The following is a 13823-nucleotide window of genomic DNA, read 5'->3' on the forward strand; positions in this document are numbered from 1 at the left end:
GTCAAAGCTGGACGGCTTTGATCTCCAGATACTCCTCGAGCCCGAACTCGCCCAGCTCGCGGCCGAGGCCCGACTGCTTGTAGCCGCCGAAGGGCGCCCGCGGGTTGAACTGGCCGCCGTTGACCGCCACCTGGCCGGTGCGCAGCCGCCGGGCGACCGCGACCGCGCGCTGCTCGTCGCCCGCCCACACCGCGCCCGCCAGGCCGTACGGCGTGCCGTTGGCGATGGCGACCGCCTCGTCCTCACCCCGGAGGTAGGGGATGATCGTGAGGACCGGGCCGAAGATCTCCTCCTGCTCGATCACCATCCCCGGCTCAACCCCGGCGAACACCGTGGGCTCGACGTAGAAGCCGCGCGACAGGGGCCGGTCGGTGCCTCCGGCGACCAGCCGGGCGCCCTCCTCCTGGCCCCGGTTGATGTAGCGGACGACCCGGTCGCGCTGGGCCGCGGAGACGAGAGGGCCGAGCCTGGTCCCCTCGTCGAAGGGGTCGCCGACGGTGTATCTCCCCGCGGCCTCGACGGCGAGGCGGACGGCCTCGTCGTACCGGTCGCGATGGACGATCATGCGGGTCCATGCCGAACAGGTCTGGCCGGAGTTGATGAAGGCGTTGGCCACCGTCGCCTTGACGGCCGTCTCCAGGTCGGCGTCCGGCAGGACCAGGCTGGCGGACTTGCCGCCGAGTTCCAGGGCCACCCGCTTGATCGTCTCGGCCGCGAGCGCGGCCACCCGGCGCCCGGCCCGGGTGGAGCCGGTGAACGACACCATGTCCACCTCGGGATGGGTGACCAGCGCCTCGCCCACCACCGGGCCGTGGCCGCTGACCATGTTGAAGACCCCGGCGGGCAGCCCGACCTCGTCGAAGATCCCGGCGAGCGCGAAGGCCGCCAGCGGCGCCACCTCGCTGGGCTTCAGCACGACCGTGCAGCCCGCGGCGAGCGCGGCGCCCACCTTGCAGACGACCTGGTGGAGCGGGTAGTTCCAGGGGGTGATGGCGGCGACCACCCCGACCGGCTCCCTGAAGACGCGGGAGTTGCCGACCTGCCCGCCCTCGAAGTCGTAGGTCTCGGCCAGCTGGGCGTACGAGGCCAGCACCCCGGCCGGCATCAGCGTCTGCACCCTCATCGCCAGGCCGTACGGGGCGCCCATGTCCGTGGCGATGATCCTGGCTATCTGGTCGGAGCGTTCTCGTATCAGGTCCGCGGCCGCGGCGAGGATCGCGCCCCGCTCGGCGGGGGGCGTCGCCGACCAGGAGGGGAAGGCCGCGCGTGCGGCGGCCACGGCGGCCTCGACGTCGGCGGGCGCTCCCGCGGGAACCCTGTCGATCAGTTCCTCGGTCGCGGGATTGATCACGTCGATGCTCTCGGCCGACGCGGACGGCTGCCAGGCTCCGTTCAGATAAAGGTGACGCATGTCCCTCATCCTTGCGTGCGTGCCGTTGTTATGCGAGGGCGAGCCGGACGCGGCTCCCGTACAACGATGATCTCTGTACGGGAGCACAGCGGGGCCGTACGGCGGCTCGGAGAGACCGGCGGGCCGCCGGCCGCGGTCGCGCGGGACGGGCAGGCGGGCGCGGGCGGCGGGAGGAACGGGTCAGTCGAAGATCGGCTGCCGGGTCCTGGAGCGCTTGAGCTCGAAGAAACCGTCGGTGCCCGCCACCAGGCGCACGCCGTCCCAGAGCCTGCCCGCCTCCTCGCCCTTGGGGGCCGGCGAGATGACCGGGCCGAAGAAGGCGACGCCGTCGACGGAGATCACGGGGGTGCCGACCTCCTGGCCGACCCGGTCGATGCCGTCGTTGTGCGAGGCGCGTACCACCTCGTCGAACTCCGTCGAGTCCATCGCGTCGGCGAACGCGCGGTCCAGCCCCGCGGCCTCCAGCGCCTCCTCGACGGTCTCGCGGAGCGTGTCGAGCTCCTTGAGCCTGCCCTGGTTGTGGAAACGGGTGCCGAGCTCGGTGTAGAGGCGGCCGACCGTCTCGGAGTCGTACTTCTCCTGCACGGCGGCGACCACCCGGACCGGCCCGATGGCCTGGGCGATCATCTCGCGGTAGGTGTCGGGGACGTCCTTGTCCTCGTTCAGCACGTTGAGGCTCATGATGTGCCAGCGCGGCTCGATCGACCGCACCTTCTCCACCTCCAGCAACCAGCGGGAGGTCATCCACGCGAACGGGCAGAAGGGGTCGAACCAGAGATCCACAGGGGTGCGCTCAGTCATTTTCTCCGGCTTCCTGGTCGTGAGGCATGTTCGGTAGCGACAACCCGGACGACGGAGTCTCCTATTCCGCAGGCTTATTAATACCTTGACATGCCTCTTTATTCTCGAATCCGGGTATCAGTCCGCAGGCTGATGCGAAGCGGCGGTCCGCGCCTTTACGTGGCAGGATTCAGTCACCCCTTAGCAATGGAGCGGGGGAAGTTGTGAAGAGGGAGCGGTAGTGGCAGGCAATCTGACCCGTGACGAGGCGCGCGAGCGCGCACGGCTGCTCAGCGTGCAGTCCTATGCGGTGGAGCTCGACCTGACCGAGGGTGAGGAGCGCTTCGAGAGCGTCACCACGGTCCGCTTCACCAGCACCCGGCCGGGTGCGGAGACGTTCGTCGATCTGGCCGGCGCCAAGGTGCGCAAGGCCGTCCTCAACGGCGTCGAGCTGGACGTGAGCGGCTACGACCCGGAGACCGGGCGGCTGCCGCTGCCGGGCCTGGCCGAGACCAACGAGCTGCAGGTGGACGCCGACTGTTCCTACAGCCGCACCGGCGAGGGCCTGCACCGCTTCGTCGATCCGGTCGACAAGAGCGTTTACCTGCACAGCCAGTTCGAGACGGCCGACGCGCACCGGATGTACGCGTGCTTCGACCAGCCCGACCTCAAGGCCTCCTTCGAGCTGACGGTGCTCGCGCCGTCCCACTGGGAGGTCATCTCCAACGCGGCGCCCGACGCGGCCGAGGAGCTGCCGGAGCACCGCGGCAAGCACGGCGCGCTCCAGGCGGCCAAGCGCTGGCACTTCCCGCCCTCCCCGGTGATGTCGACCTACATCACCGCGCTGTGCGCCGGGCCGTACCACAAGGTGACCTCCGAGCACGACGGCATCCCGCTGGGCCTGTACTGCCGGGCCTCGCTCGCCGAGCACCTCGACGCGGACAACCTCTTCGAGGTGACCAGGCAGGGCTTCGACTTCTTCCACAGGGTCTTCGGCGTCCGCTACCCGTTCGGGAAGTACGACCAGCTCTTCGTGCCCGAGTTCAACGCCGGGGCGATGGAGAACGCGGGCTGCGTGACCTTCCTGGAGGACTACGTCTTCCGCTCGCGCGTCACGGACGCGGTGATCGAGCGCCGCGCCGAGACGATCCTGCACGAGATGGCGCACATGTGGTTCGGTGACCTGGTCACCATGCGCTGGTGGGACGACCTGTGGCTGAACGAGTCGTTCGCCACCTACGCCTCGGTGCTCTGCCAGGCCGAGGCCACCCGCTGGGGCCAGGGCGCGTGGACGACCTTCGCCAACGTCGAGAAGGCCTGGGCCTACCGCCAGGACCAGCTGCCCTCGACCCACCCGATCGCCGCCGACATCGTCGACATGCACGCGGTCGAGGTCAACTTCGACGGGATCACGTACGCCAAGGGCGCCTCGGTCCTCAAGCAGCTCGTCGCCTACGTGGGGCTGGACAACTTCCTGGCCGGGGTCCGCGACTACTTCAACGAGCACGCCTGGGGCAACACCACGCTCGCGGACCTGCTCGGCGCCCTGGAGCGCACCTCGGGACGCGACCTGTCGTCCTGGTCGAAGGAGTGGCTGGAGACCTCCTGGGTCAACACGCTGCGCCCGTCGTTCACCGTCGACTCCGAGGGCCGTTTCCTGGAGTTCGACGTGCTCCAGGAGGCCCCGGCCGACTACCCGACGCTGCGCTCGCACCGCGTCGCCATCGGCCTGTACTCCCTGCGGGACGGCGAGCTGGTCCGCGTCAAGCGGGTCGAGCTGGACGTCGTCGGCGCGCGCACCGCGGTTTCCGAGCTGGTCGGCGAGGTCCAGCCGGACCTGGTCCTGATCAACGACGACGACCTGACGTACGCCAAGGTCAGGCTCGACGAGCGGTCGTTGCGGACCGTGACGGAGGGCGGCATCGGCGCCTTCACCGAGTCTCTGCCCCGCGCGCTGTGCTGGTCGGCCGCCTGGGACATGACCCGCGACGCCGAGATGTCCACCCGCGACTACCTCACCCTGGTCGTCTCCAACATCGAGTCGGTCACCGACATCACGGTCGCCCAGACCGTGCTCCGCCAGGCCCGGCTGGCCGTCCAGCAGTACGCCGACCCCGCCTGGCGCGCCCAGGGCCTGGCCCGGCTGGCCTCCGCGCTGCGCGGCCTGGTCACCGCGGCCGAGCCCGGCTCCGACCACCAGCTCGCCTACCTGAACGCGCTGGCGGCCGTGGCCGCCTCCACCGAGGACCTGGCGTTCCTGAAGGGGCTGCTGGACGGCGAGACGGTGCTCGAAGGCCTCACCGTCGACACCGACCTGCGCTGGACGCTGACCGGCGCCCTGGTCTCCGGCGGCCTGCTCGGCGAGGAGGACGTCGCCCAGGAGCTGCTGCGCGACGCCACCGCGACGGGCGAGCGCTCCGCCGCGCTCTGCCGCGCCGGGATCCCCACGGCCCAGGGCAAGGCGAACGCCTGGGCCGCGATCACCGAGGGCAGGCTGAGCGGCGCGCTGCTCCGCTCGACGATCGCCGGTTTCATGGACCCGCGCCACCCGGACCTGCTGGAGCCGTACGGGGCGAAGTACTTCGAGGAGATCGGCAGGATCTGGTCGTCCTGGAGCTCCGACAGCGCCCAGAACTTCGCGAACGGCTGCTACCCGGCGCTGAACATCTCCCCCGAGACGGTCGCCGCCACCCAGGACCTCATCTCGTCCACCCAGCCGCCGCACGCCCTCAAGCGCCTGCTGCTCGAAGGTGCCGACAGCATCGGCCGCGCCCTGCGCGCCCAGGCCAAGGACGCCTCGGCGGCCTGAGGCCGGTTCACCCCGCGAGGCCGGTCCCGGTCACGAAGAAGCCGGACCGGTCTCGCGGGGGCCCGGGACGAAGCCTTGGCTGATTCCCGGCAAATGCTGGTAGAAATAGTCACCAAGCGAGGGAAGTGCTCCGCGCCTCGTTTTGCGTAGGCAACAATCCTGTCGTTCGTGGGTCGTGAGAGGGTAATCACGTGGAATCGGCGCGTGACCTGCTCGTCTCCCTGGCCCGCAGATACGCCTTCGGTGACGTCGGGGCCCTCGCCTCGGGCGTGGTGAAGGACGCCGGCGACATCGAGGCGGCATGCGAGTTCGGCCAGCGGCTGCTCTCGCTCGACGCGGAGGACTTCGCCGCCGAGGCGCGGGCCGTGCCGAGCGATCTACGACGGCGGGCGCGGGCCTGCACGATGCCGCAGACGCCCCGCGAGCAGCCGCGCGGCGCGCTGGAGTCGCTGCGGCCCGCGTACGGGCTGCTTCTGGAGGTCATCGCGGTCAGGTGGCACCGCCGCGAGCTGAGTCCCATGGTCGCCGCCCTGCACATCGCCAGCGAGTATCTCCCGCTGCTCGCCTTCGAGCCGGTGCTCGGCAGCGCCGGTGACCCGGCGCGCTGGCCGGAGGGCCTCACCGCGCCGGGCAGCAGGTTCGGGGTGATCGGCGACCGCGACTGCGACCACACCAGGGCCGAGCAGTCGGCCGTGAACCGGACCCTGCGGGTGGCCGGGGAGCCGGCCGAGGGGTGGCGCGCCTACTTCGACCGCCAGCACAGCCAGGTGGCCGGGGCGCTGGCCACCTGCGTCGCCGACTGCCGCAACCCCTGCACCGCGATGGACTGGGTGGACCCGGACCGCCGTGACGACCTCGCGCTGCGTTCCCGGGTGGCCCTGGCCTTCGCCGACACCCCGCTGGTGCGGCTGCGCCACGCGGCCCCGGTGGGCCACGGGTTCGGCGTGCCCTCCCCCGAGGAGGTCACCGAGGCGTGGGAGCGCAGCCGGACCGTGCTGGCCAAGAACGGCGTGGGCGGCGAGGCGTCCGAGGACGACGGCTTCCCGCTGCCGGGATTGCCCGCCCTGTTCTCCGCCGTGGCGGGCGTCCCGGTGACGCCCTCGACGCTGCTGACGGACATCAGCACGTACCTGGTGAAGCTTCTCCAGTCCTGATCGGCCGGGCCCGGCCCGGCCCCGACGAGGCTCAAAGGCTCAGAGCGAGCCGTCGATGAGCAGCGACAGCGCGCAGCAGGCGATGGAGAACGTCATGAGCAGGACGCTCCGGCGGATGTAGCGCTGTTTGGCGTCCCCGACGGCGTTGAGCCTCCTGATCTCCAGGACGGCGAGGTCGACCCTGGCCTCGGCGTCGCCGCCCGCGGGCGGTGCCACCCGGTACCCCAGGCGGGGGTCCGGTGCCGGCGGCGGGTCGTCGGCGAACCCCCCGGGGTAGAAGCGGCGCCGCTCCAGGGCCCTGCCCGCGAGGCCGGCCGTACGGCGGTAGAGGGCTCCGGCGAGCACGAGCATCCCCATCAGCCAGAAGAACATGCTCGTCCACCAGAGCCACTCGATCCTGCTGGACAGGTCGCCGGGTCTCCAGTGGCCGTTCAGCAGCCCGACGGCGACGGCACCGGCGGCGGCCCCCGTCGTGAACAGCAGGATGGCCGCCGTCTCGTCCTCCCTGCGGACCTTCCGGCGGGCGTCCGCGAGCGTCGCCTGGACGTAGTCGAGGATCCTGTCCGGCTCCCGTTCCGCCGCGGACCTCCTGCGAGAGCGACCCGGCAGCGCGTCCCACATGATCCTCAGCACGAGCCGATTATCCGGGAAAATCATCCTCTTCCCGCCTGAACGGGCCCTCCTGAAGATCATTTACTTGGTGGGACCACGGGATCACCTGCGCCGCGACGCCTGGTCCGCGAGCAGCAGGACCCCGGTGACCAGCCCGCCCACCAGGTCGCCCAGGCCGAGCACCGCGGCCATCGAGGTCGCGGCCACCCGGCACTCGGCGTCGGGCAGCCACTCCCTGGCCAGCGAACCCGTGACGATCTCCAGCGCCCTCCCCCGCTGGTCCACGAAGACGAGCACGGCCCTGTCGGCGTCGGCGCCCAGCGCGGCGTGCAGCCGCTCGGAGAAGTGGCGGCGCGGCCCGATCGCCGGCCCGAGGTAGGCGGCGAAACGCAGCCCGGTGTTCCGCTCCGCGGTGCGCAGGGCCCCGCGGACGTCGTCCCCCTGTGTCGGGGTCAGAGTGAGCATCTCCGCCACCTCGCCTTCACCAGTGCCTTCACCAGTGCCTTCACCGGTCCGGTGATTCACCGGTCGGCCGGTTCACCAGGCCGCCGACGCCCCTCCGGTGTGCCGTCCGGGCTCGGAGGTCTCCGCGAGCGCGACCCAGTCGACCTCCGGCGCCGGTGGCCCGGCGGGTCGCCCCCCGGTCAGCACGAGGACGGAGCCGGTGATCCCCCGCTCACTGCCGAGCGGGCCACCCAGCCAGACCGCACCCGCCGAGGTGCTCCTCGCGGCCTTGTCACGCAGCCTGCCGGGCATCGTCACGAGCAGGGCGATGAGCAGGAACAGGCCGCCGGAGACTCCGACGAGAAAGCCGAAGACCTCGATCGCACTGTCCACATCTCAAAAGTAACCCGGCGTCGACCCCCCGTCGAGGGCTACCGGACGGCGGGTCCGTACTCGCTTCGTAAACCTCCGCGGGCGGCTCGATCTGCGACGACACGGAGATCGGCGCGCCGGCGGGTGGGATCTCCCCGTGCCGCACGGCCGCCGCCGCCCGCTCCGGAGGTTAAGATCATGAACGTGGGTCACGCCCCGCGCGGCAGGCGCGAAGCACGCGGTCATCCAGAGCGAAAAGTTCCTAAGGTACCCGGTTCATAGCAGTGCCAAGCGGGTGACGGCGGTCACAAAAGTATGAGATACGCAATACTAGGCACCCCCGAGGACGTCAGCTACCGTGAGTTACGTGGATTCCGGTCAGGTACCAGAAGACGGTAACACTACGTCACCGATTTGGGTCAGTGACCGACAGGCCGAGGACCGGCCGACGTCTCGACCCGCCGCGCCAGCGTCTACGTACGCACCTGTCGAGCGCGCCTCGCTGCGCAGCCTGCTCGACCACCCGAAGTACCGCCACCTGCGCCGACGTGTGCTCATCTCGGTCGGCGTGGGCGTGCTCGCGGGCGTCCTGCTGGCCAGCTGGCCGCTGGGCCTCAGCGCCGCCGTGGTGGCCGCGATCGTCGACACGGTGCTTCGCGCCCGCTCCAACTCGTCGGTGCCCGCCTGGCGGCGCGCCTCGGTCGCGGAGCGGCGCACGGAGATGCAGCTGAAACGGCTGGAGCGCGGGGGTTACCGCACCCTGCACGCCCGCGCGATCCCCGGCAGCGAGGCCCAGATCGACCATCTGGTCGTGGGCCCCACCGGCGTCTACGCGGTCGACTCCGAGAAGTGGGACAAGCGCCTGCCGGTCCGCGTCCAGTCGCACCGCAAGCTGTTCCACGGCCCGTTCAGCCAGAAGCCCCGCCTCGACGAGGCCCGCTGGGAGGCCTCCCAGGCCGGAGAGCTGATCGGCGCCGAGCTGGGCCGCGAGGTCACGATCGTGCCGTCCCTGGCGATCTACGGCCCGGCCATCCCCTGGAAGGTCCTCAACGTCCGCGAGGTCGACGTGTTCGACGGCAGCCGTGTCCGTAAATGGATCACCAAGCGGGAACGCTCACTCACCGACGCCGAGATCGACAGGATCTTCGAGGCCGCCCAGCAGGTTCTGCCCGCGCGCTATCCGGAGAACTGATCCCGGCCGTCCCGCGAGCCCGTTCTCGACCGACCGCGCCTCCCCCGTCGGGACCGACGGGAGTCCGCCCCGCCACGGCGCCCCGGCCCGGCGACTCCCGTCTCCCCTCCCTCCTCCGCTTCCGGCGCGGGCGTCGCCGTAAGCGGTGGGTGACCGGGGCCCCTTCGGCGCGGGCGTCGCTCGTCCCGGGTTCGCCGGGCACGGAGACCTTCGGTAGTGTCGGGGAACACCCTGGGCCTGTCGGGCCCACCGGCCGCCGCCCCGGTGCCCACCCCGCACCCCGTCGGCGTTCCGGAACCGTCCCGGACACCGGCGCGGCGCCTCGCCGCCCCCGGCCCCGTCTGCCCCGTCTCGTACGTCGATCATGCTCGTGCGGTGTCGGCGGAACCTGTGGTCGCCGGCCGGACGTCTCGCGGCGTGGACAGGCGTCTCACGCACCGGGCGGTAGCCGTACCATTTGTAGACACGGTTTCGATGATGGGAGAAGCCTCATGCCCGCCCTCAGGTCTCGTACGGTCACTCACGGCAGGAACATGGCCGGGGCCCGGGCCCTGCTCCGGGCGACGGGCGTAGCCGGCGAGGACTTCGGGAAACCGATCATCGCCGTGGCCAACAGCTTCACCCAGTTCGTCCCCGGGCACGTCCACCTCCGCGAGGTCGGCGACGTCGTCGCCGGCGCGATCCGCGAGGCGGGCGCGATCCCGCGCGAGTTCAACACGATCGCGGTCGACGACGGCATCGCGATGGGCCACGGCGGCATGCTCTACTCGCTGCCCAGCCGGGAGCTGATCGCGGACGCGGTCGAGTACATGGTCAACGCGCACTGCGCCGACGCCCTGATCTGCATCTCCAACTGCGACAAGATCACCCCGGGCATGCTGCTCGCCGCTTTCAGGCTCAACATCCCCACGGTCTTCGTCTCCGGCGGGCCGATGGAGGCGGGCAAGACCCCCAACGGCAAGCTCGACCTGATCGACCCGATGATCGCCGCCGCCAACGACGCCGTCTCCGACGCCGAGCTGCTGGAGATGGAGGAGAACGCCTGCCCGACCTGCGGTTCGTGCAGCGGGATGTTCACCGCCAACTCGATGAACTGCCTCGCCGAGGCCATCGGCCTCGCGCTGCCGGGCAACGGCACGATCCTGGCCACCCACAAGGCGCGCAGGAAGCTGTTCGAGGACGCCGGGCGCCAGCTGGTGGAGATCACCCGCCGCCACTACGAGCAGGACGACGAGACGGTCCTGCCGCGCGCCATCGCGACCAAGGACGCGTTCGAGAACGCCATGGCGCTGGACGTGGCGATGGGCGGCTCGACCAACACGATCCTGCACATCCTGGCCGCGGCCCGCGAGGCCCAGGTCGACTTCGGGCTGAAGGAGATCAACGAGATCTCGCTGCGGGTGCCCTGCCTGTGCAAGGTCGCCCCCGCCACGGCGAAGTACCACGTCGAGGACGTGCACCGCGCAGGCGGCATCCCGGCGATCCTCGGCGAGCTCGACCGGGCGGGCCTGCTCCACCGCGACGCCTACACCGTCAATGGCGGCACCCTGGGCGACTACCTCGACGACTGGGACCCGCAGTCGCCGCAGGTGCTGCCCGAGGCGCTGGAGCTGTGGCACGCGGCCCCCGGCAATGCCCGCACGATCAAGCCCTTCTCCCAGGGCGCCCGCTGGGAGGAGCTGGACCTCGACCGCTCCGAGGGCTGCGTGCGCGACGCCGAGCACGCCTATACCCGCGACGGCGGCCTGGCCGTCCTGTACGGCAACATCGCCACCGAGGGCTGCATCGTCAAGACCGCCGGGGTCGACGAGTCGATCTGGAGGTTCGAGGGCCCGGCCGTGGTCTTCGAGTCGCAGGACGACGCGGTCGAGGGCATCCTCAACAACAAGGTCAAGGCCGGCGACGTCGTGGTGATCCGCTACGAGGGGCCGAAGGGCGGGCCCGGCATGCAGGAGATGCTCTACCCCACCTCGTTCCTCAAGGGCAAGGGGCTGGGCAAGGACTGCGCGCTGGTCACCGACGGCCGCTTCTCCGGCGGCACGAGCGGGCTGTCCATCGGCCACGCCTCCCCCGAGGCGGCCGAGGGCGGCACCATCGCCCTCGTCGAGGACGGCGACCTCGTCGCGATCGACATCCCCGGCCGTTCGATCGAGCTGAAGGTCGCCGAGGAGGAGCTGGCCGCCCGCCGCGAGAAGCTCCTCGCAGACCTGGGCGGCTACCGGCCGCGCGACCGTCAGCGCCAGGTGAGCGCCGCGCTCCAGGCGTACGCCGCGCTCACGACCTCTGCCTCGACCGGCGCCTCGCGCGACCTGTCACAGCTGTCCCGCTGACCTGGGCTTCCTATCGGGTAGAGATGCCTTACCCGATAGGAAGTTCGAAAAAATGTCGGTGCTCGGACGTATTATCAGGGTATGGCTGATGTCATGAAGCTCACCGCCCCGCTGACGACCGCCGAGATCGCCGCCCTCGCCCTGTCGATGGCGCATCTGGGGTCGGGTCCGCAGGCCAACGCCGCCCGCAGCGGCCTGCGCCACGCCTTCGAGCAGATGGAGCTCGACGACGACATCGTCGCCACCACCCTGGCGACCCTCACCGAGCCGATGTCCCCCCAGATCGCCGACCGAGCCCGCACGATCGCCACCGCCATCACCTCGGGCCTCGTCATCCGCCTCCACTACCAGGACGTCTCCGGGCGGGTCACCGTCCGCGACGTCGACCCGGTGACCTGCATGGTCCACCGCGAATACTGGTATCTCGTCGGGATGTGCCGCCTGCGTGGCGCGATCCGGGCGTTCAGGTTCGACCGGATCATCGCCACCGAGCCCACCTTCGTGCCGGCCCGCCCGCACCGGGCCGAGGCGTTCCTGCCCTTCCAGGGCAAGCGCGCCGCCTGACCGGTCGCACGCGGCCGGTCACGGAGCAGGCCCGGAGCGGCCGTGTGTGTCCGACGTGCGTCCGATCCGTCACCCGGCGGTGCGAGCCGGCCCGGGTGGCGGATCCCGGCGGGGATTCCCCGCCGCGGCGGTTCCGGGCCGGGACTCCGCCGGCGGCGGGGCTAGCCGCAGCAGCCTCCCCCGCAACACCCGCCACCGCCGCCGGAGGGCCGGGACGCGGCGGCGGAGCCCGAGCCCGCGGAGCCGCCGGTCATGGCGACCGTGGAGAGCAGTTTGACGGTGTCGTCGTGGCCGTCGGGGCAGAGCGCGGGCTCCCCGGAGCGGGCCATCGGGCGGGAGATCTCGAAGGTGGACCCGCAGGCGCGGCAGCGGAAGTCGTATCGGGGCATGACCCCAAGGTTACCCAGGTTGCCCGGATCGCTCACGCGAAGGTGATGGAGGCGTAGTCGCCGACCGGCCGGTAGCCGATCGCCTGGTAGATCGAGTTGGACGTGGAGTTGGACAGGTCGGTGAAGAGCAGCACCTCGGTGGCGCCCTCCGCGCTCACCTTGGCGCTCACCGCGTGCGAGATCGCGGTGCCGTAGCCCTTCCCGCGAAACTCCTCGGGCGTGTAGACCGGGCCGACCCGGGACATCCCCCCGAGGGGCACGGAGGCCCCGGCGAACGCGACGGGCCGCCCGCCCGCCTCCCACACGATGAGCTCCCGCCTGGCGATCCGGCTGGCCACCAGCGCGGTCAGGTCGAGGTAGGCGATGCCTTCCGCCTCGGCCTGGAACTCCTCGCCCCACCGGACCAGGAGGTCGAGATCGGCGGGGCCGGCGACGCGGGAGGCCCCGTCCGCGAGGGGTTCCGGGGAGACGAGCGCGTCGAGCCGGTAGAGGCGTTCGGCGCGGCGCCCCGCCTCGGGCCGCCACCAGGAGGCGGCGAACGCCTCGGCCTGCGGGAGCGGCCCGCTCACCCCGGAGATCGCCCTCTCCGCCTCGATCAGGCGGGCGGCCAGCTCGGGCACGACGTCCGCGGGGATCGCCGGGAGCAGAAGGAAGTGGGGAGGCGTCTGGATGGCCGCCGCCACGACCTCGCCGTCGCGCTCCAGCCGCCCCAGCAGCGGGTCGTCGCCCCACAGGCCGTTGCGTACGGCACGCAGGACCGTGAGGGGGACGGTGTTGCGAACCGGGTCCCGCAGCAGCCACGGCTCCACCACGCCCGTGTACGCCTCGACATCGGAGGTGAAGATCCATGTCATGAGGTGATTGTGCCGATCGTAGATCTTCCGCACCAGCGGACAGGGCCCGGCGCGCGGGCACGGCAGGCGTCCGTGGCCACCGCGGCCGCCTTCGGGAAGGCGGCCACGGCGGGCCCCGTCATCGGATCCCGGCCCTCAGGCCGCGCTCTCCGCGAGGTAGGGCGCCCACTGGGGGTCGCCGACGATGTGCGCGCCGATCAACCGCCAGTGGACGCCGCGTGGCACCACCGGGGCGACGTTGAGCGTCCACCCCAGTTCCTCCAGCATGCGGTCGGCCTTGCGGTGGTTGCACGTCGTGCACGACGCGACGCAGTTCTCCCACGTGTGGGGGCCGCCTCGCGAGCGCGGGATGACATGGTCGATGGTCTCGGCCCGCTGGCCGCAGTAGGCGCACCGGTAGTCGTCCCGGCGCATCAGCGCGGTTCGGGTCAGCGGGATCCGCGACCGGTAAGGGATCCGGACATATCTTCGAAGCCTGATCACCGAGGGAACGTCGAGCGTGCGGCTCGCCGAGCGGAACACGGCGCCCCGCCCGTCACGGTGCACGACGTCCGCCTTCTCCCTGAGCACGAGCACGACGGCCCGGTGCAGGGAGAGCGTGGTCAGGGGTTCGTAGGTGGCGTTCAAGAGCAGGACCTGGCGCATCAGCGAGCCTCTCCCGCCGCACGACACGTCAATCGAGGGGGCACGCCGATGCGTGCCCCGGCTGGCGGCCCCTCCTGGGGCCCGGGCGCTTCCGTCACGAGGACCTCCGCCGGACGGCCCAGCGGATGCTCACCACGGCACCGTCCTTCACCAAGTTTGGCTGCTGCAACGTAGTTCTCGCCACCCATAAATGACTGGAGAGACACCTGATACGTTTTATGCCCGCATTACCAGTTCTTAACTCCTCCCGTCGCAGATCAGATACGC

13 protein-coding genes are annotated in these 13823 nt (G+C 71.1%); 5 read left to right on the top strand and 8 right to left on the bottom strand.

All coding sequences use genetic code 11. From position 1 onward, the window contains the following. Position 1: 1 nt before the first annotated feature. Together AB0F88_RS22025 and AB0F88_RS22030 are read right to left on the bottom strand one after the other, a co-directional pair. Positions 2-1411 (bottom strand): aldehyde dehydrogenase family protein, encoded by a 1410-nt coding sequence (locus AB0F88_RS22025; protein WP_362686866.1) that lies wholly within the window; start codon positions 1409-1411, stop codon positions 2-4. A gap of 180 nt (positions 1412-1591) precedes the next feature. Then, entirely contained in the window at positions 1592-2212 is a 621-nt protein-coding gene (locus AB0F88_RS22030; protein ID WP_362686868.1) for a disulfide bond formation protein DsbA, read from the bottom strand. Positions 2213-2432: 220 nt separating this feature from the next. On the opposite strand from AB0F88_RS22030, the gene pepN reads away from it, so the two are divergent. Both pepN and AB0F88_RS22040 read left to right on the top strand, forming a co-directional pair. Continuing rightward, entirely contained in the window at positions 2433-5000 is a 2568-nt protein-coding gene (gene pepN / locus AB0F88_RS22035; protein ID WP_362686871.1) for an aminopeptidase N, read from the top strand. Positions 5001-5191: 191 nt separating this feature from the next. Next, entirely contained in the window at positions 5192-6154 is a 963-nt protein-coding gene (locus tag AB0F88_RS22040) for a hypothetical protein (RefSeq protein ID WP_362686874.1), read from the top strand. Positions 6155-6193: 39 nt separating this feature from the next. On the opposite strand, the gene AB0F88_RS22045 is transcribed toward AB0F88_RS22040, so the two are convergent. The 3 genes from AB0F88_RS22045 to AB0F88_RS22055 all read right to left on the bottom strand — a co-directional run bounded on the left by AB0F88_RS22045 (position 6194) and on the right by AB0F88_RS22055 (position 7603). Beyond that, positions 6194-6787, bottom strand: coding sequence for a hypothetical protein (locus AB0F88_RS22045; protein WP_362686877.1), 594 nt, complete (start codon positions 6785-6787; stop codon positions 6194-6196). A gap of 81 nt (positions 6788-6868) precedes the next feature. After that, positions 6869-7231, bottom strand: coding sequence for a DUF5130 family protein (locus AB0F88_RS22050; RefSeq protein WP_362686880.1), 363 nt, complete (start codon positions 7229-7231; stop codon positions 6869-6871). A gap of 72 nt (positions 7232-7303) precedes the next feature. Further along, positions 7304-7603, bottom strand: coding sequence for a hypothetical protein (locus AB0F88_RS22055; RefSeq protein ID WP_362686883.1), 300 nt, complete (start codon positions 7601-7603; stop codon positions 7304-7306). Positions 7604-8132: 529 nt separating this feature from the next. On the opposite strand from AB0F88_RS22055, the gene AB0F88_RS22060 reads away from it, so the two are divergent. The 3 genes from AB0F88_RS22060 to AB0F88_RS22070 all read left to right on the top strand — a co-directional run bounded on the left by AB0F88_RS22060 (position 8133) and on the right by AB0F88_RS22070 (position 11668). Next, on the top strand, positions 8133-8774 hold the full coding sequence (locus AB0F88_RS22060) for an NERD domain-containing protein (protein WP_362686886.1): 642 nt from the start codon (positions 8133-8135) through the stop codon (positions 8772-8774). A gap of 491 nt (positions 8775-9265) precedes the next feature. Further along, the gene (ilvD, locus tag AB0F88_RS22065; RefSeq protein ID WP_362686889.1) at positions 9266-11104 is read left to right on the top strand and encodes a dihydroxy-acid dehydratase; all 1839 of its coding nucleotides are present in this window, start codon (positions 9266-9268) and stop codon (positions 11102-11104) included. An 81-nt stretch (positions 11105-11185) separates the two neighbouring features. Next, positions 11186-11668: a WYL domain-containing protein gene (locus AB0F88_RS22070; RefSeq protein ID WP_362686892.1), complete on the top strand. Its 483-nt coding sequence runs from the start codon at positions 11186-11188 to the stop codon at positions 11666-11668. A gap of 161 nt (positions 11669-11829) precedes the next feature. On the opposite strand, the gene AB0F88_RS22075 is transcribed toward AB0F88_RS22070, so the two are convergent. The 3 genes from AB0F88_RS22075 to AB0F88_RS22085 all read right to left on the bottom strand — a co-directional run bounded on the left by AB0F88_RS22075 (position 11830) and on the right by AB0F88_RS22085 (position 13556). Next, positions 11830-12057, bottom strand: coding sequence for a zinc ribbon domain-containing protein (locus tag AB0F88_RS22075; protein WP_362686895.1), 228 nt, complete (start codon positions 12055-12057; stop codon positions 11830-11832). Positions 12058-12089: 32 nt separating this feature from the next. Continuing rightward, a complete protein-coding gene (locus AB0F88_RS22080; RefSeq protein WP_362686898.1) occupies positions 12090-12911 on the bottom strand; it encodes a GNAT family N-acetyltransferase in 822 nt (273 codons plus the stop codon). A gap of 135 nt (positions 12912-13046) precedes the next feature. Next, entirely contained in the window at positions 13047-13556 is a 510-nt protein-coding gene (locus AB0F88_RS22085; RefSeq protein WP_329084484.1) for an HNH endonuclease, read from the bottom strand. Between the last annotated feature and the right edge of the window lie 267 nt (positions 13557-13823).

The organism is Streptosporangium sp. NPDC023963 (genome assembly GCF_040639135.1).
GTDB lineage: Bacteria > Actinomycetota > Actinomycetes > Streptosporangiales > Streptosporangiaceae > Streptosporangium.

What these genes read in the sequence shown, in the direction of transcription:
- ilvD (WP_362686889.1), top strand. Translation starts at nt 9,266, where the DNA reads ATGCCCGCCCTCAGGTCTCGTACGGTCACTCACGGCAGGAACATGGCC.
- AB0F88_RS22080 (WP_362686898.1), bottom strand. Translation starts at nt 12,911, where the DNA reads ATGACATGGATCTTCACCTCCGATGTCGAGGCGTACACGGGCGTGGTG.
- AB0F88_RS22085 (WP_329084484.1), bottom strand. Translation starts at nt 13,556, where the DNA reads ATGCGCCAGGTCCTGCTCTTGAACGCCACCTACGAACCCCTGACCACG.
- AB0F88_RS22025 (WP_362686866.1), bottom strand. Translation starts at nt 1,411, where the DNA reads ATGCGTCACCTTTATCTGAACGGAGCCTGGCAGCCGTCCGCGTCGGCC.
- AB0F88_RS22070 (WP_362686892.1), top strand. Translation starts at nt 11,186, where the DNA reads ATGGCTGATGTCATGAAGCTCACCGCCCCGCTGACGACCGCCGAGATC.
- AB0F88_RS22050 (WP_362686880.1), bottom strand. Translation starts at nt 7,231, where the DNA reads ATGCTCACTCTGACCCCGACACAGGGGGACGACGTCCGCGGGGCCCTG.
- AB0F88_RS22075 (WP_362686895.1), bottom strand. Translation starts at nt 12,057, where the DNA reads ATGCCCCGATACGACTTCCGCTGCCGCGCCTGCGGGTCCACCTTCGAG.
- AB0F88_RS22030 (WP_362686868.1), bottom strand. Translation starts at nt 2,212, where the DNA reads ATGACTGAGCGCACCCCTGTGGATCTCTGGTTCGACCCCTTCTGCCCG.